This is a genomic window from Escherichia whittamii, from assembly GCF_014836715.1.
Lineage (GTDB): Bacteria > Pseudomonadota > Gammaproteobacteria > Enterobacterales > Enterobacteriaceae > Escherichia > Escherichia whittamii.
The window spans coordinates 128,194-153,898 of record NZ_JACSQI010000005.1; the positions used below are offsets into that span (position 1 = coordinate 128,194).

The 25,705-nt window shown below is 50.6% G+C and carries 12 protein-coding genes; 3 read left to right on the forward strand and 9 right to left on the reverse strand.

The genetic code is table 11. From position 1 onward, the window contains the following. Positions 1 to 68: 68 nt before the first annotated feature. The gene (locus H9644_RS10200; RefSeq protein WP_064526741.1) at positions 69 to 1,181 is read right to left on the reverse strand and encodes a porin OmpC; all 1,113 of its coding nucleotides are present in this window, start codon (positions 1,179 to 1,181) and stop codon (positions 69 to 71) included. Between the two features lie 737 nt (positions 1,182 to 1,918). Here H9644_RS10200 and rcsD point away from each other — a divergent pair. Together rcsD and rcsB are read left to right on the forward strand one after the other, a co-directional pair. After that, a complete protein-coding gene (rcsD, locus tag H9644_RS10205; protein WP_064526740.1) occupies positions 1,919 to 4,591 on the forward strand; it encodes a phosphotransferase RcsD in 2,673 nt (890 codons plus the stop codon). A gap of 16 nt (positions 4,592 to 4,607) precedes the next feature. Then, positions 4,608 to 5,258, forward strand: a complete 651-nt coding sequence (gene rcsB, locus H9644_RS10210) for a response regulator transcription factor RcsB (RefSeq protein WP_042290573.1) — start codon at positions 4,608 to 4,610, stop codon at positions 5,256 to 5,258. Positions 5,259 to 5,404: 146 nt separating this feature from the next. On the opposite strand, the gene rcsC is transcribed toward rcsB, so the two are convergent. From rcsC to gyrA, 7 genes are all read right to left on the reverse strand, one after another. Beyond that, positions 5,405 to 8,254, reverse strand: coding sequence for a two-component system sensor histidine kinase RcsC (gene rcsC, locus H9644_RS10215; protein ID WP_191774428.1), 2,850 nt, complete (start codon positions 8,252 to 8,254; stop codon positions 5,405 to 5,407). A 273-nt stretch (positions 8,255 to 8,527) separates the two neighbouring features. Further along, the gene (locus tag H9644_RS10220; protein ID WP_130236889.1) at positions 8,528 to 9,304 is read right to left on the reverse strand and encodes a YfaP family protein; all 777 of its coding nucleotides are present in this window, start codon (positions 9,302 to 9,304) and stop codon (positions 8,528 to 8,530) included. A gap of 4 nt (positions 9,305 to 9,308) precedes the next feature. Next, on the reverse strand, positions 9,309 to 10,958 hold the full coding sequence (locus tag H9644_RS10225) for a YfaQ family protein (RefSeq protein WP_191774429.1): 1,650 nt from the start codon (positions 10,956 to 10,958) through the stop codon (positions 9,309 to 9,311). Further along, on the reverse strand, positions 10,959 to 15,473 hold the full coding sequence (locus H9644_RS10230) for an alpha-2-macroglobulin family protein (protein ID WP_191774559.1): 4,515 nt from the start codon (positions 15,471 to 15,473) through the stop codon (positions 10,959 to 10,961). It lies immediately after the preceding gene. Between the two features lie 23 nt (positions 15,474 to 15,496). Further along, positions 15,497 to 16,120 carry a DUF1175 domain-containing protein gene (locus H9644_RS10235; protein ID WP_064526730.1) on the reverse strand — a complete coding sequence of 208 codons (624 nt, stop codon included), beginning with the start codon at positions 16,118 to 16,120 and terminating at the stop codon, positions 15,497 to 15,499. After that, a complete protein-coding gene (locus tag H9644_RS10240) occupies positions 16,117 to 17,814 on the reverse strand; it encodes a DUF2138 domain-containing protein (protein WP_064526728.1) in 1,698 nt (565 codons plus the stop codon). Before H9644_RS10240 ends, H9644_RS10235 begins: the two co-directional genes overlap by 4 nt. 148 nt (positions 17,815 to 17,962) lie before the next feature. After that, positions 17,963 to 20,590: a DNA topoisomerase (ATP-hydrolyzing) subunit A gene (gene gyrA, locus H9644_RS10245; RefSeq protein WP_064526726.1), complete on the reverse strand. Its 2,628-nt coding sequence runs from the start codon at positions 20,588 to 20,590 to the stop codon at positions 17,963 to 17,965. Between the two features lie 146 nt (positions 20,591 to 20,736). Here gyrA and ubiG point away from each other — a divergent pair, with 146 nt between their 5' ends. Continuing rightward, on the forward strand, positions 20,737 to 21,459 hold the full coding sequence (ubiG, locus tag H9644_RS10250; RefSeq protein ID WP_191774561.1) for a bifunctional 2-polyprenyl-6-hydroxyphenol methylase/3-demethylubiquinol 3-O-methyltransferase UbiG: 723 nt from the start codon (positions 20,737 to 20,739) through the stop codon (positions 21,457 to 21,459). Positions 21,460 to 21,597: 138 nt separating this feature from the next. Here ubiG and yfaL read toward each other — a convergent pair whose 3' ends face one another. Continuing rightward, positions 21,598 to 25,353: an AIDA-I family autotransporter adhesin YfaL/EhaC gene (gene yfaL / locus H9644_RS10255; protein ID WP_191774431.1), complete on the reverse strand. Its 3,756-nt coding sequence runs from the start codon at positions 25,351 to 25,353 to the stop codon at positions 21,598 to 21,600. Positions 25,354 to 25,705 lie beyond the last annotated feature (352 nt).

Sequence of the window (25,705 nt, forward strand, 5' to 3'; positions counted from 1 at the left end):
AAAAGCGTTTGTACGCTGAAAACAATGAAAAAAGGGCCCGCAGGCCCTTTGTTCGATATCAATCGAGATTAGAACTGGTAAACCAGACCCAGAGCTACGATGTCATCAGTGTTGATGCCAGCAGCGCGGGTGAAGTTATTGTCGTCCAGCAGGTTGATTTTGTAATCAACATAGGTGGACATGTTTTTGTTGAAGTAGTAGGTAGCACCAACATCAACATATTTCACCAGATCTTCGTCGTCGTAAGTACGACCAGCGATGTTGGCATTCAGATTTTTACCTTTGGACTGCAGGTAAGCAACAGAAGGACGCAGACCGAAGTCGAACTGATACTGGGCAACCACTTCAAAGTTCTGGGCTTTGTTCGCCCAGCCTAAATCACCAGCCAGAGTTGCGTTATAAGTCTGGGTGTACTGAGCAGCCAGGTAGATGTTGTTAGCGTCGTATTTCAGACCACCAGTGTAGGTTTCTGCACGATCACCATTACCGATGAAACGAGCACTGTTGTTCTGATCTGCGGTGCGTTTGGAGCTGGAGATCGCACCACCGAAGCTGAAGCCTTCACCGATGTCATAAGTGATAGAACCACCAACACCGTCACCGTTCTGCTCAAGAGCATCACGACCGTTGTTGGTCATGCCTTCGCCGCTTACGCTACCGTTTTTGCCCTGGTACTGAACAGCAAAGTTCAGGCCGTCAACCAGACCGAAGAAGTCGGTGTTACGGTAGGTCGCGAAGCCGTTACCACGCTGCTGCATGAAGTTGTCAGAACCGTAGGTGTCGCCACCGAATTCTGGCAGCACGTCGGTCCAGGAGGTTACGTCGTAAACAACGCCGTAGTTACGACCGTAGTCGAAAGAACCAACGTCCTGGAATTTCAGACCAGCAAATGCCACACGGGTCCAGGAGTTGTTTTCGCTTTCAGGAGCGTTGCCCTGGATCTGATATTCCCACTGGCCGTAACCGGTCAGCTGGTCAGTAACCTGAGTTTCACCTTTGAAGCCAAGACGCATGTAGGTCTTGTCGCCATCAACCTTATCGTTGTCGGAGAAATAGTGCAGGCCGTCTACTTTACCGTACAGATCTAATTTGTTGCCGTCTTTGTTGTAAACTTCAGCAGCATTTGCTGCGCCTGCTACCAGCAGAGCTGGGACCAGGAGGGACAGTACTTTAACTTTCATGTTATTAACCCTCTGTTATATGCCTTTATTTGCTTTTTTATGCCACTGCATACTGATTAACCCTCATTAATCAGTCGGCAGGTCCATTCTCCCCAAAAATGCAGAATAATCCAACACGAATATGATACTAAAACTTTTAAGATGTTTCAAATATCCACATAGGTATTTCAAAATGTAAATGTGATGGAACTTTTTCAGATTCTGATGTTTGAGCAAATAACGCACTAAACATCAAGTAAGATTATTTCGACCTTTAAAACAATAACTTAATCTTAAGTTATTGACCGCACTGAATGTTAAAACAAATTCTTCACTCGCAACTAAAATATGTCTCGCTATCATCATTAACTTTATTTATTACCGTCATTCATTTCTGAATGTCTGTTTACCCCTATTTCAGCCGGATGCATCGCATCCGGTTTTTTTTACCCTTCTTTACACATCTTTTATTTTCTTGTACTACCGTAGCAAAATTATAACAATCGTTAACCATTTCGTAAAAAACCAACAACAATTACCGACAAAATCTATCTGCACTATTTTCCTGATAATTTTCTTCACGCCTGTGGGTTATTTGTACATTAACAAGGCATTTGTACATTTATTTACCGCAGGGAAAAATGTGAAATATCGTCGGCGAATGCCTTAACATCAATCAGGTAAGAGTCTGGAATTTCACACTGTACCCTTTATACTGCCCTATCACTTTGCGAAGTTTTAACAGGTCATAAACACGAATGCGTCAGAAAGAGACAACGGCCACGACCCGCTTTTCACTCCTACCGGGGAGCATTACCCGCTTCTTTTTACTGTTGATCATTGTGTTACTAGTGACGATGGGTGTAATGGTACAAAGCGCCGTTAACGCCTGGCTGAAAGATAAAAGCTACCAGATTGTTGATATTACCCATGCCATCCAAAAGCGCGTCGATACCTGGCGTTATGTGACCTGGCAGATTTACGACAACATTGCCGCGACGGCCTCTACCTCCTCCAGCGAAGGGTTGCAGGAGACGCGCCTGAAACAGGATGTCTATTATCTGGAAAAACCGCGCCGCAAAACGGAAGCCCTGATCTTTGGTTCTCACGACAACTCAACGCTTGAAATGACCCAAAGAATGTCCACTTATCTGGATACATTGTGGGGCGCAGAGAATGTACCCTGGTCGATGTACTATCTGAACGGCCAGGATAACAGCCTGGTTTTGATCTCCACCCTACCGCTAAAAGATCTGACCTCGGGATTTAAAGAATCGACTGTCAGTGACATTGTTGATTCTCGTCGCGCAGAGATGTTGCAACAGGCCAACGCCCTGGATGAACGTGAAAGTTTTTCTAACCTGCGCCGCCTGGCCTGGCAGAACGGTCATTATTTTACCCTGCGTACCACCTTTAACCAGCCGGGACATCTGGCGACGGTAGTGGCTTTTGATCTGCCTATTAATGATTTGATCCCGCCGGGGATGCCGTTGGATAGCTTCCGTCTGGAGCCAGACGCGGCCGCAGCGGGAACCAATAATAATGAGAAAGAAGCGGCGGATAGCGTCAGTATCCACTTTAATAGTTCGAAGATTGAAATCTCTTCGGCGCTCAACTCCACGGATATGCGTCTGGTCTGGCAGGTTCCTTACGGCACATTGCTGCTGGATACGTTGCAAAACATTCTCCTGCCGCTGCTGCTGAACATCGGTTTGCTGGCGCTGGCGCTGTTTGGCTATACCACCTTCCGCCATTTCTCTGGCCGTACCACAGAAAGCGTACCCAGCACGGCAGTGAACAATGAACTGCGCGTTTTGCGGGCCATCAATGAAGAGATCGTGTCGCTGCTGCCACTCGGCCTGCTGGTTCACGATCAGGAATCGAACCGCACAGTAATAAGCAATAAAATTGCCGACCACCTGCTGCCGCATTTGAATCTGCAAAACATCACCACTATGGCAGAACAGCATCAGGGCATCATTCAGGCGACGATCAATAACGAACTGTATGAGATCCGTATGTTTCGCAGCCAGGTCGCGCCGCGTACACAAATCTTCATTATTCGCGATCAAGATCGCGAAGTACTGGTGAACAAGAAACTCAAGCAAGCGCAGCGTCTGTACGAGAAGAATCAGCAAGGCCGGATGGCCTTTATGAAAAATATTGGCGACGCACTAAAAGAACCTGCACACGTCCTGGCGGAAAGCGCAGCCAAACTCAACACACCGGAAAGCAGACAACTGGCGAATCAGGCTGATGTGCTGGTGCGCCTGGTTGATGAAATCCAGTTAGCGAATATGCTTGCCGACGATAGCTGGAAAAGCGAGAGCGAGCTTTTCTCCGTGCAGGATTTGATTGATGAAGTCGTGCCTTCCGTGTTGCCAGCCATCAAGCGTAAAGGTCTTCAGCTACTGATTAACAATCATCTAAAAGCACACGATATGCGCTGTGGCGATCGCGATGCCTTACGCCGTATTTTGCTGTTACTGATGCAATATGCTGTCACTTCGACGCAAATGGGGAAAATTACCCTTGAGGTAGACCAGGACGAATCTTCCGAAGAACGTCTGACTTTCCGCATTCTGGACACCGGAGATGGCATAAGCATTCATGAAATGGATAATTTGCACTTCCCGTTCATCAACCAGACTCAACGCGATCGCTACGGCAAAGCAGACCCGTTGGCATTCTGGTTGAGCGATCAACTGGCGCGCAAGCTAGGCGGTCATTTAAACATCAAAACGCGCGACGAGCTTGGTACACGTTATTCCGTGCATATTAAAATGCCCACTGCGGAGCCAGAAGTGGAAGAGGAAGAAGAGCGTTTACTGGATGATGTTAGCGTGATGATGGACATAACTTCCGCAGAAATTCGGAATATTGTCACTCGCCAGTTAGAAAATTGGGGGGCAACCTGCATCACACCGGATGAAAGATTAATTAGTCAAGATTATGATATCTTTTTAACGGATAATCCGTCTAATCTTACTGCCTCTGGCTTGCTTTTAAGCGATGATGAGTCTGGCGTACGGGAAATTGGACCTGGTCAATTGTGCGTCAACTTCAATATGAGCAACGCTATGCAGGAAGCGGTCTTACAATTAATCGAAGTGCAACTGGCGCAGGAAGAGGTGACAGAATCGCCTCTGGGCGGAGATGAAAATGCACAACTCCATGCCAGCGGCTATTATGCGCTCTTTGTAGACACAGTACCGGATGATGTTAAGAGGCTATATACTGAGGCAGCAACCAGTGACTTTGCTGCGTTAGCCCAAACGGCTCATCGTCTGAAAGGCGTGTTTGCCATGCTTAATCTGGTACCCGGCAAGCAGTTATGTGAAACGCTGGAACATCTTATTCGCGAGAAGGATGTCCCAGGAATAGAAAAATACATCAGCGACATTGACAGCTATGTCAAGAGCTTGCTGTAGCAAGGTAGCCTATTACATGAACAATATGAACGTAATTATTGCTGATGACCATCCGATAGTCTTGTTCGGTATTCGCAAATCACTTGAGCAAATCGAGTGGGTGAATGTTGTTGGCGAATTTGAGGACTCTACAGCACTGATCAATAATCTGCCGAAGCTGGATGCGCATGTTTTGATTACCGATCTCTCCATGCCTGGCGATAAATACGGCGATGGCATTACTTTAATCAAGTACATCAAGCGCCACTTCCCAAGTCTGTCGATTATTGTTCTGACCATGAACAATAACCCGGCTATTCTTAGTGCGGTACTGGACCTGGATATCGAGGGGATCGTTCTGAAACAAGGTGCGCCGACCGACCTGCCGAAAGCCCTCGCAGCGCTACAAAAAGGTAAGAAATTTACTCCGGAAAGCGTTTCTCGGCTGTTAGAGAAAATCAGCGCTGGCGGTTACGGTGACAAGCGCCTCTCACCAAAAGAGAGTGAAGTTCTGCGCCTGTTTGCCGAAGGCTTCCTGGTTACCGAGATTGCTAAGAAGCTGAACCGGAGTATTAAAACCATCAGTAGCCAGAAAAAATCCGCAATGATGAAGCTGGGTGTCGAGAACGATATCGCGCTGTTGAATTATCTCTCTTCTGTGACGTTAAGTCCGGCGGATAAAGAGTAATTTCCCGCAGTCCAGATAAGCACCGATTACCGGGTGCAACGTAAACGTCTTATCCGGCCTACAAATCCTAATATTTCAATATATTACTACTTTGTAGGCCAGATAAGACGCGCCAGCGTCGCATCTGGCATTTGCACCGAACGCCCCTACGATTCCCGTGCTTTCCTGACCCTCTCGGCATACATCGTCAGCGTCTGCTTTATGACATCTAACGTCACTGGCTTAGACAGGCAGCTATCCATACCGGACTCCAGACACCGCTGTTTCTCTTCGGCCAACGCATTGGCCGTTACTCCTATTACCGGTAACGTAAGTCCCAGCTGGCGGATACGTTGCGTTAACCGGTAACCATCCATATTCGGCATGTTGACATCACTTAGCACAATATCAATGTGATTCTTACTAAGAACATTAAGTGCATCAACACCATCATTCGCCGTCTTACACTGATAGCCCAATGATCCAAGCTGATCGGCTAACAGACGACGGTTAATCGGATGATCGTCCACAACCAGAATCATCATATCGTCGTTATTGCTGACCACTTTGTCGGTCGACGGCAGAGAGTTAGCAGGATCGTCACTCTCCATTTCTATCAAATAGATGCGCGCCAGCAATGCCGGTAGCTCGTGCGGGGCTGCCACACTGTGTACCCATTCACCAGGTTTTTTCTCCAGGGGGATGCCAATATGGCGACGACAGAAAGTTATAACCGCCCTGCCCTGCCATTTTTTACTCACCACATCATCGGTGATCAACACATCTTCGGGGATCGGCTCCTGCCCTTCGTATGTTGCAACGACTATGCCGCTACGCTGCAAACTGGTTTCAAGGAACTGACAGAGCGATGCATTGCGAACCACCAGCCAGCAACGTTTACCCGTTAATCCTTCGACACCTTTTTTCTGCGGGTACTGCGCGCCATACAGTGGAATACGCACCGCAAACTGGCTGCCCATTCCCGGTTCAGAATCCACCGAGATGTCACCGTCCATCATACTGATCAGTTTTTCACAAATCGCCAGCCCCAGACCAGTACCCTGGAAGTTACGCTGTACACCCGTCCCCACCTGGAAGAATGGGTCAAATAACCGCACCACTTCTTTCGCTGGAATGCCCACCCCGGTATCACGTACGCGAATAGAAAGATAATCACCATCAACGCGAACATGCAGAACAATGCAGCCGGTATCAGTAAATTTAATAGCATTACTCAACAGGTTGGAGATCACCTGCTGTAAGCGCATTGGATCGCCATTGAGCGCCATCGGTACATCTGGCTCAATAAAACAGTACAAACCAAGTTGCTTGCGTACCACCAGCGGCAAATAGTTGGCGGTGATGTGGTTCATAACTTCGCGCGGCGAAAACTCGCGTGGTTCGATTTTCAACTGTTCCGATTCAATCTTCGAGAAATCGAGAATGTCGCTAATAATTTTCAATAACAGGCTGGAAGAGTTGTTCATTGCCGTCACCAGACGGTCAACACCTTTTGGTAACTCTTTGGTTTGTAATAGATCCAGGTTACCGATAATGCCATACAGCGGCGTTCGCAGTTCGTGGCTGACGGTAGCAAGGAACATCGATTTTGACTGGCTCGCCTGTTCTGCCGCCTGCGCCATTTCCTGCAGCGACTCTTCCATCTTCACGCGTGAAGACACATCTACCAGTACGCAAATTGCCACGTTTTCATTACGATAGCGTGAGTGAACAAAGCTGATCTGCAGATTGGTATTGTTACTGGTAAGGACATCGACAAAATTGACCTGCTGGCCACAAATAATTTGCGTCAGCCGTTGGCGATCCTCATGTGTAAGCATGTTGAGATAGGTATGCGCCAGTTCGTTACTCAAAATATTGACGCCATCGACAGTTCGCAAAATGCAGATGCCCACAGGCGCAGAGGCGACTATCTTGCGGTTAAACTGCTCATGCTCTTCCAGTCGCTGGGCGTCACTTTCCGCCGGAATAAAAATACGTCGCTCATACATCCGTGCGAGGGTAAATAATGCAGCCCCCGCAATCACGTTCAGCAAAATCGCGTTAAGTATCAGCATGCGAATACGTTCCAGCACCTGATCAACAGGCACTGAATAGACAATACTTAGCGAAGACGGCGGTAGATTTTTCTTCAGCACCAGCTCACGGAAACCTGGCGTATAGCCAAACCAGGATCGCTCCTGCATCCAACGCGGTTCGGCTTTGATCTTACTTTCCGGTCCGGTCAGCGAAATCAGGGTATGACCATTTTCATCAAGAATGGTGACGCCCATCGGCAACGTACCCGGCAGGAAGAAGTTCTCCATCCGAATTGTCTGTTCTACGCCTAAAAGCGCTTGCAAACGGTTTGCCAGATAAATTGGCGTCAGCGCATAGAAATATCCCACTCCAGGGCGCGGCCCTTCACTGATCCAGAAAAGGTTACTGCCGCTGTCATCCTGTGGCGCGTTACGATATTTGTTAATGCGTTCATGCAGGGCTTTCAGAGCAGTGTCACGTTCGACGGGCATATCACGCAGGCCAAAGTTGGCCATACAGAGGTTATCGCTGCCGATTAAAAACACGCGGTTGAGATCGTAAGCCGCAGAGAAATTATCGCGCCAGTAGCGCATAAACCACGCCAGTGACTCCAGGGAGCCTCGCCAGGTGTTACTCATTGCGGAACAATCGGAATCAGCAAACAGCGGTTCGAAAACCGGCACATCCGCTTGCGTTTCACGCCCACGCGTAGAAAGCACGCCGTTTTCCACGGATAAGCGATTTTCAGCAATGTACTTCAGCTCTTTCATGACATCAGAGGTGCGCTGAATAAACCGCTGGGCCTGATCGGAGCTTAGATTAAATTCCTGACGAATCTCAGATTCTCGTTGATGTAAAGCGTTGACGATGTAAAACACTGATGAAAAAGCAATCAACAGCCAGATCAATAACGCCAGCGCTCTGAACATGTAGCGCGAGACTTTCAGGGTTGTGCGAAAAGAAGCCAGGTATTTCAAAGGGGCGAAGCTCCGCCTCAGGTGAACGATGGAGTGTGGTTAAGGTAGCGGTAAAAGTGTGTCACCGCAATGTTCTGTCACCATTGCAACACGATGTTCGCTTAGAAACCATTGCCTTAACCAGGGAAGCCGCAAAAAATGGACAGATTTCAGAACGCACAATGAGAAATGACCATTCTGCCGACGCTTGTTAATGGTTATATCCTGGCGTAGGCAGATAGCCCAGCAGTCTTATCTGAAAAAAGAGTGCCGGGCAAAGTGTGAATGAAGGGATCACCAGTCAAAACTTTTCACCAGCGTCAGTTCACCAGCATTGCGCATCGGCACAATAAACGTTTCCTGTTTCTCATTGACCGACCCTTCATCGGTGATCAGCGTCAATTGGGCGGTAGTTAATTCCGTTTCGCTGCGCCCGCCATAGTAGTTGATATACACCTGATAGCGCCCGTGAATCGGCGCTGGCATGGCGAAAATCTCTGGTCCGTAACCCGTCGTGACATCCATATCCAGTGCGCCACTGTTTTTCAGCACCGTATTACCGTACCAGGCATGTTCACCGTCAGGCGTAACGACATGAAGATCGAGGTCGGTATTGTCCGTATCCCACGAGAGAACCAGCCGTAAACGCGCGCGAATCGCTCCAGCCCCAGGCGTAGAGTAAAACTGCATTTTTTGTCTGCTTTGCCCATCAGGGCTAATGACCTGCACACTGTTACTGCCTTCCGTGAAAATATAAGGGCGCGCAAAAGAACCATCGGATTCAATTCTCTGTGGCATGCTGGCACCGTTGACCACCAGCCGGCCCTGCTGGACTTTGCCCGCCGCAGCATAGTTTTTTATTTTGCCGCGGATTTGCGCAGAGATATTTTGATCATCCGCCATGTTGACGGATGACGCGGGGTAATTGATCGACTGTGAAAAACTGGCATCTTCGCCATCTGCCGGATGCCAGCCAGAGAGCGGCGCATCAATCTCGACTTCCTGCACACCTTCGCTGTGGGCAACCGGTGAAAGCGCCACCAGTAACAATGGAAGAAAAATCTTTCGCATAGCATTAGTCCATTAATAATTGTCGGGTCAGCGTTTCGATATAGTTCTCATCAAGCCCGGTGGGATAACCATCAAAGGCCAGGTGCAGATACTCATGGGTTAAATCAAGCCGATCCTGAAGCGTAAAGAAATTACGAATAAATAGTCGTTTTTGCTGCCGATCGGTAAAGGGGAACCCCGAGACTAAACGGCAAACCGCAAACACATCTGGTTCGTTGTAACCCGTCTCGCCTTGTAACACGCGTCGCCACTGGGGCATTTTTTTCGCCAGCCAGGCTTTCGCTTTTGGCAGAATCTGGCAAGTGGAGCGTGGTGCTCCCCAGCGGCTAAGGCTGTTATCGGGATAGGCAAAGGCGAGTATCTGGTCGTAACGTTCACCTTGCCCCGCCTGGGTAGTGGCTTTACGCCAGGATAGCGTGCCTTCGGCAGCACGGCTGCCGTGATAATGAACCGGATCGCCCGCGTAAATGAGATCCTGCGTCCAGGCGGTCATCGTCCGCGCGCCCGTGGTGGCTGGCGAAGCAGAAACACGCTGAGTGGCACTACTGTCCGGAATGGTCAGGCAATCGCCTTCCCGGTCGGCGTTTTGCTGTAAAAACGTGCGAATCGCCACGGTCATGGCTTTCGCAGCTTCAGGAGGCGTACTTTTCGCCTCGCGATCCAGAACTCTGGCAACATACTCTTCACGATCGAGATGCGACTGTAATTTCAGTTTGCCCTTCTCCATCAGTAGCGTCGTCTCACCATGACTAACAAACGTAATGTGGTTACCATTGGCGAACGTCACACGATAGCGCCCATTGAGCACACCTGGTTTTACTGCCGTCGTGCTCTTTTCCGCAGTGACTTTCTTCACCGGATAACGAGCAAACAGATCCACCAGTACACATTGCCCGCTGGCAACTTGCGTCGGCACAGGCAAAACCTGATTAAGTACCGTCGCATAACGAGTCAGTACCGTTTTACTGGTGCCGCCACCTGAAACCCACAGAGGCGTGCCATCGGTTAACCATCCGGCAAAACCGCCCTGGCGAATTTCCTGTTTATCATCGGCAAACCAACTCCAGGTTTTCACCCGCACTCGACTACCGAGCATAGACGTGACACCGATTTTCGCATCGTCCAGCACCACATCCAGTAAGACTTCCTGAGCTTTGTTTTGCGCGGGTAAAGTCGCTAATGAATCAAGCAGCGACGTAACGGTTACCGACGTTTCGGGTTTCAGCGTAGAAAGAGAGGCTAACCACGCCGGAGCCTGACGCTGTTGCCAGTATTGCCCCCATACATCCGCGCTAATATGCAACCGCTGCGGCGCAAAATAGAGTCCACAGGAGCGCACCAGTGCGGTATCGCGCGTTATGCTCTCCCCTGCCTGACAACAATAAACCTCTTCCGGGGAGTTGCCGCGACACTGGTATGGCTGCTCCGGTTGATGGGTATCCTCCAGCCAGGCGTAAACATACAGCTTCCATAAACTCCCTAACGGTGTGGTGAGCGAGTCAGGTAACGTCGAGACATTTGTCACGCCTGATGACGACAGCTGATACAGTTGATCGTGCTGCGCCCCCCGCAGCGCCAGTTGTAACGGCGTCTCCTGTGCAACCGTTGGCAGAGTAACCAACGCCAATAGCCAGACGATTCTGCGCCAGTTCACTTATTTCACCTGCATCCCGGTCCATTCGCTACCTGCCGCAACGCTTTGCTGTGAAGGCGCATAGGAACGCACATAGCGAGCGGGCGGTAGAACGAATTGCCCTTTTTGCGAGAAGCGCAGCAAATGGCGGAAAGTGACCGTTCCCGTCAGTTCTTTCACCGGCACCATATAAGCCAGTTCGCCCATTTCATTACGCGCTTTTTCCAGCAATTGCCCCTGCTGTTTCCCGGCGTTAGGTTTATTGACTGATATTCCCCACGTTGTCCGCTCAACATCGGCTCCCGGCGGCAGCGGTACTTCTACCTGACCGTAGCGCAGCGGCGCATCCTGCTCGTTAGTAAGAGTGATTTCATCGAGATACAGCGCATCGCTGTCAATCTCATTGCGGGTCACCGGCTGCAGAGTAAAGCTCATCTCTTCATCACATGGGATCAACCGATACAACTGGCGTTCAACAGTCACCGGAATATTACTTTGTTGAGCCGTTTTTGCCGGTTCTCGCCAGCGGACCTGCACGTTTTGCGGCGGTAATTCGTCACCAAAAGAGAGAATTTCCGGCACGCCCTGACCAATCCAACGCCAGTATTCGCCTCCTCCGGTAACCTTCCGTTTAGACCATGCGCCCGTCGGTGCTGGCAACACAACCGGAGGCGTCGTCGCCATATATTTCGCCAGCCAGTTCATGGTCAGTGCACGCTCGATACTGGATTGTTGAGCGGTTAAACCGCTTAAAATGGCTGCCGCCTGGGTAGTGTCGCCACCGCTATTGAGCAGCACAACCGTGTGCGCCAGCGGTTGGTTGCTGTTTGCCGCTTTATCCCAGGCATATTGCTGGACCTGTGACATGACAGTGGACTTCAACTGCGCTTTTTTCAGCATCGTCATGGTTAAGACGTTTGCCACTGCATCAGCCAGTGGAGATTCCGGCGTATCGAGAATCAAGCTGTCATTGATATCGCTGGTGTCTTCCTGAGAGACATCTTCAGTTTTCGTTCCGCGCCGGGCGATAGTTTCATCCAACCCTTTCAACAATGTTTTGCACGGCAGATTCATCTCCTGCGCCCACGCCAGCACCAGCGCCCGATGCAGTAACGGCATGTTGTCCGCCTGCTCCGCGTAACTGTCGAGCATATGCTGCCAGTATTCAGGTTGTTGCGTTACGCCGAGCGCCTGACTGGCCTGCCAGTCGGCGTACCATGCCCATGCCGTCAGGAACGCGTCGCCGTTGCCATCTTCACCCCACCAGGTAAAGCGCGCGCCAGGCCCCGCCAGTTGCATCAGCCGCAGACGGTTATCCTGTATCATCTGGCGAATGTCGTTTGCGGCAGCACTCTGATGATCGGCAAGCGCACGCCAGGCGAGGCTCAGGGGGATCAGACGACTACCCGTGTTGATCACGCCCCCCCACGGCTCATCAACTAATGCGTCGAGGTTATTGCGGAAAATCTCCTGCGGCGTTTCGCTACTTTGTATCCGGATGTCGCGCGCCTGCTCGGGCAACATGAGTGCGTTATCTCCACCGCCGAGCATGACGTTTTTCTGCTGTTCAACGGGCCAGGTGTTATCAACAAAAGACAGTTTTGTGCTAATGCTGTCTTGTACTTGCCCATTTTGTTGCAGTTCTGCGCTTAACAAGCCAGATTGCTGAATGTTCTGCGTCAGCGAAATATAGTTCGCCCCTTTATGCAGCGTCAGCGTCTGGCGCATCTCGTCGCCCGCAAATTTACTCACCAGCTCTACCGGTTCGTTATCCTGCTGACTGAAGATAAACAGCCCTGCCGCTGGTTTGTCGCCAAGGCGATAGACCGTTGGCATACTCCACTTCATGTAAAGATTTTTTTCCGAGCGCAAATAAGCGCGCCCCTGACCGACCAGTCCGTCGCCGTTCATCCCTCGAGCGGTAATGCGCCAGCGCGTTAACGAATCCGGCATCAGGAACGTAAAGTACGCTTTGCCTTGTTTATCCGTGGTGAGCGACGGTATCCATGCCGCGGTATCAACTTCTTCACGCCGTGGACGTTCCAGCATTTTCACTCGTCGCTCGCTGCGGTTAGTCGCGCCAGGCGCAACAGGCTCGCTGGAGAGCGCCTGGTCGTAGCTGATAAATGACAAACTGGAACTGGTGCGCACATTGTTACGCCCCAGTGGATAGAAAAATTTGCCGATATTCGGCGCGATTTCCGGTTGCAGCGCGTAGATCATTTCATCGACAACGCCAACCGTTAACTGCGCGGAAACCGGTTTGCCCTTCAGCGACGAGGTTAATTCGACATTGACCAGTTCGCCCGGCTGGTAATGGGTTTTATCCGTTTTCACCCGAATATCTAACTGGGGAACGGCGACTTTGATCCCCGCGTTCTGAAAACTGTACTGCCCGTTACGGGTATACAGCACCGAAAAAGTGATGTTGGGCGCAAAGGAATTGCTCACCGGAACGCTGGCTTCATACTGGGTATCGTTTAAACGTTGTAACGTCAGCCAGTTTGCCGGATGCGATAGCAGCGACTGCTGTTCCACGCGATCGCGCTCCAGCGTCAATAATGCTTCATCAATTGGCTCCGGGAAGGTAATCAGCATCTTCGCAGTTTCACCAGGCTGGTACAGCGTTTTATCTGCCACAATATCTACCGTACCAGCATGCGCCATGCTGCCCTTACCACTGACCGCATGGCTTAACCCTGCGAGAATTAAGCCGTCTTTATCGCGTAACGTCAGATTGTAGTCACCTGGTTTATCGAAATTAACGGTGAAGGATTTGCCACCAGACGGCAGATCTCCGCTGTGGCTTGTTCGGTCTTCCAGACGTAACCACTCATACTTAACAGGAACCTGCTTTGAAGATTCCAGCGCGGCATAACGGAAAACAACCGACTCACCGCTATTACTGTATTGTGCGGCGGTGCTTAGAGAGTAATGCGCCAGGCCACGTTCAATGAGGATCTCTTTGGTTGTGGTGACACGATATGCCGCGCCGTCGCTGGCGGAGACAGTCAGTAAATAGCGGCTCGGTTTATCTGCTGCGGGAAGATTTAACGCCACATGACCGCTGGCGTCTGAAACCGTTTCACTGCCTTCAAGCGACACCGGGAAACGCCCGGCATAGCGCAAATCGTTACCGACCATCGAAAGTTGTTGGGCACGCAAACTTAACTGCACGCGGGCATTTTTTACCGGCTCGCCATCCGGGTAGAGCAGTTGTAGTTTGCCGCTTACCGCTTCGCCAGTTTTGAAATCTTTTTTGTCGAGAGCTAAACCAATCTCGAAATGGGGTTTGATGTAGTTTGCCACGCGAAAACTGCTGCTATAGACCTGCTTGCGGTAAGCCAGGCGTAACTCATAGCCCCCGGCGACGGCATTCTCTGGCAAGCGGAAACTCCCCTGCCCGCCATTACGCGCATCAAGCGTGACATCGATGGTTTGCAACAGGCTGCCGTTGGCGTCCAGCACCGAGAGTTTCGCCGGAGCACTGACGATGGGGGATGAATGCAGCGGGTCGTGAAACTCGCGACCCATCACTTTGACATCAACACGGTCGCCTGCGCGGTATAGAGGGCGATCGGTAAAGATATACAAGCGGGTGTTGTAGATTTCGCTTTCGTAGAAGAAGTTCTCGGAGACAAAAACGCCGCCTTCAGCATCTTTACCCAGAATATATGAACGTTCAGGCGATATATGTTGTAACTGCAAGGTGCCGCTGTCATTGGTGACGCCTCGGGTCATCACGCCAAGACCGTCAGTCCACAGAATTTCTGATCCCGGCTTCGCTTCCCCCTGCTTTTTGCCAGCGGTCCACACCAGAAGCTCGTTACCCGACACTTTACTCAACGCAACGGTATTGGAGACAAACACCACCGTTGTTGCCCGATAACCGCCCACCATCGCTTCGACGAGATATAGCCCCGGCTCTTGTTTGCCGAGAGGAATATAGATGTTGCCAGGCTGCGGCGAGATGAAGTTACTGGATGCGCCTTCCAGTCTTACGCCTTGCTGCGGTTCAACCGGTTTTGCCTGCCATAGTGGATAACGGAACTGTTCCACCAGTGGATATTTCTTCAGCGGTGAAAACTGGCTGTTTTGTACATAACGGGAAGGTTTGATGATGGCATTGCCGAGCTGCAATTCCGGTAATGCCTGGGTCACATTCTGCCGTGACTGATAAGAGAAAGAACGCTGCATTACACGGCGAGATTTTCCGTACCAGTTATCCCACAGCCAGGTTAGCGTATTGTTCAGACCGTCGCCCAGATACTGCGGTTGTACCACAATGCGGTGCAAATTTTTCTGCTGACGCAGAAATGCCATCGGATCAGGAATACGATACAGGCGAACATCCACGCCGCCGTACTCTTCCATCTGATAACGTTGATAATCGCGACCCGGCGCTTCCAGCCGCACTTTCGCCTCTTCGCTGCTGCTAAAACTGCTGTCAGCAAGCAAAAAGAACGTTCCCCCGGCTGGCGGCGCATAATTGCTGGAAGGAAGCGAATCGTCAGCATTAGCAAGTCCCGTCCCCACAAGAGACAGGCACAGGCAGGCCGCTATTGCGCCAGAAAATTTAAACGATAAATGCCAATGAAATTGGGATTGGAATCGTTTGGTATCCATCGGGTGTCCTTCCATGTCATAAGTTGTTGCAGACTGACTGCGCGCATTCCGTTGTCAGTTTTCGTGGCGCTTCCGGTGTGGTAGATGACGTAACGCCCCATCCAGACCATTAAGTGCTGGGCATCGCCCTGATCAAAAAAAATCATATCGCCAGGCAGCGCCTGGTTTATGTCCTGGCCAATAAAATGGCTGTTGTACTGAATCAAATTAATCGCGGTCACATAGGGGCCGTTTTTCCCGTTCCCCTGATTCCAGTTTTGCGCCAGTTGACGCTGTTCAGGTGTTAACGTCATTTCAGGCGGCAAATACTGACTTGCTATGCCGTTACTTTTTAGCCATTTGCTGTCGTGAACTTTCAGCGCCTCGTTCGCTGCAAAGCGCACCAGGCCAGCGCAATCTTGCTGATACCAACGTGGACTTGGCCCCTGGCGTAGCTGTTCCTGCGCAATGCGCACAAACCAGGCACGAAAGAGTCCCGATTGTTCGACATTCAGCATTTCGCTATGAGCAACAAAACAACACAGCCAGCAAATCAGTGCCAGCAGTCCACGCCTCATAATGACTGCCAGTTGATTGGTAACCATTGCCAGGCGGCGCCCGGTTTCATCTGGTCCAGTTTCATCACATAACGAGGCTGTTGCGATAAAGCGTCCAGTTTCGGCATTAATAAAGTTTGCGCGGCGTTATAAAAAACCGGTTCGAGGTTCTTCGGCAGACTGGTCAGCGTTTCGTTACGCAGCAGTTTCGCCACGCCTTGTGGATTGATATAGACCGGAACGACGCCATCAGTGGGTATCACATCCACCATTGCCGGGCGGGTTTTATTCAATGCTTGCAGCGCGTTATTAACCAGCGAATCATCGAGAGAGAAAAGCAGCGTTTTGTTCTGCATGGCCAGCGACACACGGAAAAAATAATCCGACATTAATTGATCCGGTTGCACCGCCTGCGCTTTTGGATACTGCCCGTATCGGGAACTGACTTCGCGACGCCAGATTTGCGCATTGCCCTGCTGAGTTTGAGTTACCGGTAATACGCCTTCTGGCGCTTTGCTTTCACGAGCGCCAATATTTTGGGTAAACAGTTTTCCTGGCAATTGCGCCTGTTCGGCAGTGCCATCAAACTGACCGACAAACAGTGGGGTTTGCAGTTTTGAGTCTTCATACCAGCACAGCCCAGCTGCGCCATCTAATGCCCCATTCAACTTGACGTTTTCCTGGCTGATGTGCGAAAGCATCTCTTCAGCAATACCGTGCGAATACGGCACCGCCACGCAAAAGCTGGCACCAGCAGGCATACTGTTCCATACCGGCGTAAAATCGAAACTGGCATCTACGCTTGCGGATTCATCATTTAACGCCAGAAAACTGTGCCAGCCGTCGTTGCCCATTTCGAAGCGTACGCCAGCAAAAGAAGGCATTAATCGCTGGTAGCCAAAGCCCAGCAAATTTGCGCTGACAACAATGCGCTGACGGACGAGCGTTTTTTCGGCGGAGGATTGTAAACGCTCTTCCAGGCCAAAGCTGGCCTGCCAGCGTTTTTTACCGCTCAACAAATCACTTGCGATCGCCGTGGCTTCGGTATCCTGCTGGTCATCTTTAAACAGCATATCCGTGCTGGAAAAGACCACCATCTTGTCCTGATAAGTCGCGAACATCAGGGTGTTATTGCCGTTATAGCGCAACTGATAAACAGGGATGGTTTCATTATTTAGCTTGATGCTACTGATTTCCGTCTTGCTTAACTGGCTGTCGCTGGTAGCGGCAAACAGCAATGGCTCCAGTAGCTTGCTCAAGCCACTACGCTGGATAAGCACCATATAATGTGAAAGATGGCCTTGTTTATCGTGCCACAATGCCGCCTGCGCGGGCTGGTCTAAGAGTGAGGCAAAGAGTTTATCTTTCAGCGTTAAATCATGTTCGTACACAATGCGGCGAATACTGCCTTCAATGCCCAGACGGTCAGCATGGTTCTGATAATAGAAAACGAAATCTTCGCTCAGAACATCGTGGAGAAAAGGAATGGTAAGGAGATCTTTGGGAAGCTGGCTTAGAGAGTCGCTGTCGATAAAAAGGTCCGGCTCATTGAGATCGATTTGCAAATTATTGTGCACCACCAGCGGCGACAACGTTTTTTCTGGACCGCGGCCAGTGTATTGCAGTGCCCAGACGCCCGCGGAAAGGAGCGCAACAACACTGACACCTACAAGGCCATAAAATCGCCAGTCTTTTGCCTTTTTTTCACCGCTCATTGCCACATTCCTTGTGTATAACCGTCATTTTTGACGAACGAACCCGCCCTTTAGCGCGCCCTAATACGACAAAAGCCCAGACTCTGCAGCCTGGACTTTTCATTTCGAAGAAGGGATGTTTACTCCCTTCTGTCATGAAGCGATGAAATTATTCTTCTTCTGGCTCGTCGTCAACGTCCACTTCCGGAGCGATTTCATCGTCCCCTTCCGCAGCACTGCCGTCGATGGTATCCAGATCTTCCTCGTCAACCGGTTCAGCAACACGTTGCAGACCCACCACGTTTTCATCTTCCGAAGTACGGATGAGGATCACGCCCTGGGTGTTACGGCCCACGATGCTGATTTCCGAAACGCGAGTACGTACCAGCGTACCGGCATCGGTGATCATCATGATCTGATCGCAGTCATCTACCTGCACCGCGCCAACCACTAAACCGTTACGTTCGGTGACTTTGATGGAGATAACCCCTTTCGTCGCACGCGACTTAGTTGGGTATTCCGCCACCGCAGTACGTTTACCGTAACCGTTTTGCGTAGCAGTGAGGATTGCGCCATCGCCACGCGGTACGATCAGTGATACAACTTTATCGCCTTCGCCTAAACGGATACCGCGAACACCTGTGGTGTTGCAGCCCATTGCGCGGACAGAAGACTCTTTAAAGCGCACCACCTTACCTTCTGCGGAGAACAGCATCACTTCGTCTTCACCGCTGGTCAGATCAACGCCGATCAGTTCATCGCCTTCAACCAGTTTGATCGCCACTTTACCGGCGGTACGCAGACGGTTGAATTCGGTGAGGACGGTTTTCTTCACCGTACCGTTAGCGGTCGCCATGAAGACTTTCACGCCTTCTTCAAACTCAGTCACTGGCAGGATGGCGGTGATACGTTCGTCTTGCTCCAGCGGCAGCAGGTTGACGATCGGACGACCACGTGCACCACGAGAAGCTTCCGGCAACTGGTAGACCTTCATCGAATAGACGCGACCACGGCTGGAGAAGCACAGGATATGATCGTGAGTGTTCGCCACCAGCAGTCGGTCAATAAAGTCTTCTTCTTTAATACGTGCGGCAGATTTGCCTTTCCCGCCACGACGCTGCGCTTCGTATTCAGAAAGCGGCTGGTACTTCACGTAACCCTGGTGAGAGAGCGTGACGACCACATCTTCCTGGGTGATCAGATCTTCCAGGTTGATGTCTGCGCTGTTAGCCGTGATTTCAGTACGACGTTTGTCACCGAACTGCTCACGAACCAGTTCCAGCTCTTCGCGGATCACTTCCATCAGACGATCGGCGCTACCCAGAATACGCAGCAGTTCCGCGATCTGATCCAGCAACTCTTTGTATTCATCGAGCAGTTTTTCGTGCTCAAGGCCGGTCAGTTTCTGCAAACGCAGATCCAGAATTGCCTGAGCTTGCTGTTCGGTCAGGTAGTACAGACCGTCACGCACGCCGAACTCTGGCTCCAGCCATTCCGGACGCGCAGCATCGTCACCCGCACGCTCCAGCATCGCGGCAACGTTGCCCAGCTGCCACGGATTAGCAACCAGCGCGGTTTTCGCTTCTGCAGGCGTCGGCGCATGACGGATCAGTTCAATGATCGGGTCTATGTTCGCCAGTGCTACGGCTAATGCTTCAAGGATATGAGCACGATCGCGGGCTTTACGCAGTTCGAAAATGGTACGACGGGTCACCACTTCGCGACGGTGACGGACAAACGCAGCGATAATGTCTTTCAGGTTCATGATCTTCGGCTGACCATGGTGCAATGCAACCATGTTGATACCGAAAGAAACCTGCAGCTGGGTCTGGGAGTAGAGGTTGTTGAGCACCACTTCACCGACCGCATCGCGTTTAACTTCAATCACGATGCGCATACCGTCTTTGTCAGACTCGTCACGCAGCGCGCTGATGCCTTCCACGCGTTTTTCTTTTACCAGTTCCGCAATCTTCTCAATCAGGCGCGCTTTGTTCACCTGATACGGAATTTCGTGGACGATAATGGTTTCACGCCCGGTTTTGGCGTCAACTTCCACTTCGGCACGAGCGCGGATATACACCTTGCCGCGACCGGTACGGTAAGCTTCTTCAATACCGCGACGACCGTTAATGATTGCCGCCGTTGGGAAGTCCGGCCCCGGGATGTGTTCCATCAGCCCTTCAATGCTGATGTCTTCATCATCGATATACGCCAGACAACCGTTGATGACTTCCGTCAGGTTGTGTGGCGGGATGTTGGTTGCCATACCTACGGCGATACCGGAAGAACCGTTCACCAGCAGGTTAGGAATTTTGGTCGGCATGACGTCCGGAATTTTTTCCGTACCGTCATAGTTATCAACGAAATCGACCGTCTCTTTTTCGAGATCGGCCATCAGTTCATGGGCAATTTTCGCCAGACGGATTTCCGTATAACGCATTGCCGCCGCAGAGTCGCCGTCGATAGAACCGAAGTTACCCTGACCGTCTACCAGCATGTAACGCAGCGAAAATGGCTGCGCCATACGGACGATCGTGTCATAGACCGCCGAGTCACCATGGGGATGGTATTTACCGATTACGTCACCAACGACACGGGCAGATTTTTTATAGGCTTTGTTCCAGTCATTGCCTAGTACGTTCATGGCGTAAAGTACGCGACGGTGTACCGGCTTCAGGCCATCTCGGACATCTGGCAGCGCACGGCCAACAATGACCGACATCGCATAATCCAGATAGGAGCTCTTCAGCTCTTCCTCAATGTTGACCGGTGTAATTTCTCTCGCAAGGTCGCTCATCTAACCGCTATCCCTCTACTGTATCCCGGATTCAAAGGTCGCAAATTATAACACAGCCGCGCAGATTGAGGTAAACCAATACGCTTTATTCACATCCAATGCCTGATATACTCGATTGCCTTGCCAATTACGGAGTAGAAGTGCCAATGAATGCCGAAAAATCGCCGGTAAACCATAACGTAGACCACGAAGAGATCGCTAAATTTGAAGCCGTCGCCTCCCGCTGGTGGGATCTGGAAGGCGAGTTCAAACCACTGCACCGCATTAACCCGCTGCGTCTGGGCTATATTGCCGAGCGTGCTGGCGGATTGTTTGGCAAAAAGGTGCTCGATGTTGGTTGCGGCGGCGGTATTCTGGCCGAGAGTATGGCACGAGAAGGTGCGACGGTGACCGGTCTGGATATGGGCTTTGAGCCATTGCAGGTGGCAAAGCTTCACGCCCTGGAAAGCGGCATTCAGGTAGAGTACGTACAGGAAACTGTTGAAGAACACGCGGCAAAATATGCCGGACAGTATGATGTGGTGACCTGCATGGAGATGCTGGAGCATGTTCCCGATCCGCAGTCAGTAGTCAGAGCCTGCGCACAACTGGTAAAACCGGGTGGCGATGTCTTTTTCTCCACACTTAATCGTAATGGCAAATCGTGGCTGATGGCGGTGGTCGGTGCAGAATATATTTTGCGCATGGTGCCTAAAGGCACGCATGACGTGAAAAAGTTTATTAAACCAGCAGAATTGCTGGGCTGGGTGGATCAGACCAGTCTAAAAGAGCGGCATATCACTGGGCTGCATTATAACCCGATCACTAACTCCTTTAAGCTCGGCCCCGGCGTTGATGTGAACTATATGCTGCACACGCAGAATAAGTGAGGTTGTTGGCCGGATATATCCGGCAATCGTGCCAATGCCTGATGCGACGCTTGTCGCATCTTATCAGGCCTACAAATACCCCGTAGGCCGGATAAGGCGTTTACGCCGCATCCGGCAATCGTGCCGGGCGGACAGCAATTACCATTTCACCGTCATCGACAAAAACCCGGTCGTCTGGGCAAAATCATCGCATCCTTTCTGCCACGCCACGCTGCCGCGCAGGGAAACTCGCTGACTAATATTGCCTGTGATCCCCACTTTTATTTCACCACGCTGCTTCGCCGCATCGTCGCTGATTTGGCTACCATCTTCTTCAATTTCCGCCGAATGCGGATCGTGATAATAATTCAAATCCAACGTTGGCGTGATATGAAGCGCAGTATGCCATTCGCTGTGTAATCCAAGTCGCATCTGAATATCATCATCCTGCGATTGTGATACCCGTGCACGGTTAGCAGCAGTAAAATCACTTTGCTGCACCCCCTGATAAATCACTTGCGCCTGCGGTTCAATTACCACACCACGCCCCGGCAACCACTGATACCCTGCTTCCAGCGAAGCAACGATCCCTGATGAGTGGTAATGATCCGCTCCGTCGCTTTGTTCGCTAACTTCATTCGTAAACCAGGCGTACTGCAACCAGCTATCCAGCCATGCCCCTTGTTTTTGGCTACCGCGCTGAAACCAGCTTGTGGTCAACCCAACGGCATAACCGTGGTTCTGGTTATCAGCGCGGGTTCCGGTCACGTTTGAGCGGGTGTCGCCCTGGTTATCGCTGTAGCCACCTACGGCCCCAAGCATCCACTCGCCATCATCGCCCCATCGCCCACTAAACAGATTACCGCTGAGTTGCACTGTAGAAGTGTCTTCGTGCTCCGCCAGCTGCCCCGCGGCGGTGTAATGATAACGTCCGCCGACAACACGCAAATGCAGTGTCTGACCATCACCACCAGCGTGATCGCGCCGCCCCATCACAAATGCCTGATTTGCCGCCCGCAGGTTATTAAGATATCCCCCAACTTTGGCATTCAGCACAGGCTGGTAAGCGGGTATCGGATCCGGTGTAGGGTCTGGATCGGGCGTGGGATCGGGAGTTGGCTCCGGATCAGGCTGTGGCGTCGGAGTGACTTTTTGCGAACGCAGATACCAGTCATTATCATCTTCCACCAACGTATAGTCGTAAGCGCCCATATTGACGTAGCCACTACCCGCCAGACTAAACTGGGCATTGTTCTGGAATTGCGTAGGATCGGCAGCGAAATCAACCACTTTTATCCCTGTAGATGTCGGCTGGCCAATGCCAGTAATCGGGTTAATCACTACCGTGGTATTGCCGGATGTATTGCCGTTAAGCACCAGCAGATCGCTTATGGAATCATCGCCATCTAATTCACTGTCGAGAAGTAGTGTTCCACCTCCGCTGTAATTGCCATTCACCGTCAGTGTGTCGCCAGCGACGCCATTTTGCAGGCTGACCGTTCCGGAAGTATTAGTGAGATCGCCATCGACCGTCACGTCTGGAAGATAAGTCAGGCTGTCGGTTTCCAGGTTGGTATTAAGCTCACCTGTCAACATTACGCCATCGGTGGCATTCACCAGCGTACCGTCGCCGTTAAACAGCGAGGCATCCAGTGCGGCGGAAGTATCCTGACTGGTCAGGCGCAAAACGGTGCCATCGCTGATATCGATAGTACCGCTGGAAGTCACATCAACAGAGCGAATATCCTGATCCGCGCCAGTCTCGAACGTTGCTCCGTCACCAACCCACAGCGAAGAAGCATCAGGAAAGATATTCGCAGCATCGCCTTGCAGCATGCCTTCTTCTACTCTCACCGCCGACTGCGTCGTACCGCTGGCGGTCAGTTCCAGCGTACCTGCGCCTGTTTTAGTAAATGTGCTGCCCACATCCTGATGCTGCCCGCTGCCGTCAGCCATCAGAGCCCCCCACTCACTATCCACGCCCGCATCGACCATCACTTCACCATCGGCGCGCATTTCGATATCTCGTCCGTGGCCTGCCGCCTCTGAGCGCGTGTCAACGTCGGCGGTAATCTCCATCGTGCTATCTTGTTGATTACCAGTAAAGATAACCTGGCGGTTATAGTAGGTATCACCAAGCTGAGAATTGTTGCTCACCAGAAGCGTACCGGAGGCGATTTGTGTTGTGCCGAGGTATTGATTGTCATTTGCCAGGCTGACCTGCCCGTCACCTGCATCCACCACCACATAAACACCATTATTCCCGTCATCGCCAATATGCAGATCGTCGCCGCCGTAGAGATCGACAACATCCTGCTGACCAATCACCGTACCGCCACTGCCACTGATTTCCAGACCATCATTCTCTGACGTACCGCTCTGCCAGGTAGTGAAATCGGAGAGATCCAATACGCCGCCGTTTAACACGATTGACTGCGGATCGTCCTGCATCTCCGCAAGGTCCGTGGCGTTACCCGCCAGCGAGAGGATTGCGCCATCTTCCACCACAATATCGCCGGTCAGCGCCATCGACTGCGCCCCCGCCAGCACATAGCTGCCGTTTTCAGCAATAGTGAGTTGCCCTTCTCCTTCGATGGTTCCGCTAAAACTGCCTGCATTAACGATAGCGTTACCCCCAGCATCAATATTTAAGGTGCCATTCTGAAACCCCGTCAGTGAGTGAACAAAAGTCTGCTGTGTAGCACCAACGTTCAATTCCGCCTGGTCATGCCGATGGCTGATACTGCCGACCATCAGGCCATAGCAATTTTGCGCATTACTCTGGCAACGGTCATCGCCGACATTCATCAGCGAATTGCTACGCCCCAGCGTCACTTCACCGTTTTCGATCCGCATCTCGCCGGTAAAATTATTATTATCCGCGTTGAGTACCAGTTCGCCTGCACCGGTTTTGCTGATACTCCCGGTTCCGGCAATGGAATCGATCGCACCATCGTTACTTACGTCACCGATAACCAGGGTTTTATTGGCTGCGATATCAAACCTTACCAGGCTTGAATTGACATACATAAAGCCGCCCGCCGCGGGAGAAGGTGCATCGCCATAACCTGCTGCGCTGTTGTTCTCATCCACTAAAACGCCATCGTTCTGGCTGAAACTGGCATCAACTGAAATATCAATAAGATAGGGGGTGGTCACGCTATTGGTATAAATTGCCCCGCCATAACCTTCCGCTGAGTTATTTGTAAATGAAGTATTGTTTATTATTGTAAAACCTGAGGGATGAGTAATATCGCTATTATTATCGGTGACATCGATTGCACCACCATCGCCATCACTGTAACTTGTTGATGTATATGCCTGGTTATTATCAAAAATATCATCACTTAAATAGACGTCATTATTGATAGTATAAATTGCACCACCTTTGCCGTCATTGGCGATATTTTGGCTGAACACGGTATTAGTGACGCGTATATCTATCGCACCGGAGTCGTTGGTGCCAGAAGAATAGATAGCACCGCCATACCCTCCAGCTACGTTACCCACAAAAATAACATTATCAAGATTCAGCGTTGAGTTTTCTTTGGCAAATATTGCCCCACCATTATTATATTCGCCATTTACGGTATTATTCGCAAACAAGGTCATACCGCTTTCATTTTCTGGCGATAGTAAAAGTCCCGCCCCCTGTTGCAAAAATACTGCTCCGCCGCTGGCGCTATTTGTCATATCCGAAAAAACCAGCCATTGTCCATCAGCGACGCTCCAGCCCTGCGTAATGCCTGAAAGGCTTTGCCTGCTGGCCTGGCAACTACTGGTTACGTAGTTTCCCTGACATGATTCAAAAACCTGCGGCGAGGCATTTGCAGCTGTAAATGACCCCGCCATCATGGCAGGGATATCCCATATAATCACTTTAGCAGAAAAAAGAATCCATTTTTTACTTTGCATGACCTGGTTACCACTTAAATAACATTGGTCTATTAAAAAACAGGTTATGCCTTTAAATAAAAATTAATTGTAAATCACAAATAGATTAACCTTATGATATGGCTGTTAATAATAACAAATAGAACTGAAAATATTTTTAAACTCGCATTAATTCTTTAATTAACAATACTTAAATGACATCAATTTAATTAAATCATTTATCAACCTTAAGAAAAATCAACATTGAGAGTAATTATTTAACATTAACTGAATAAAAAAACACCGTTACCAACCTTACAGCAGGTTACAAATGCTCACATTGTGAACAATGGAATAAATGATTGCTCCAGATGCTGTTGCAGCAAAATCAATT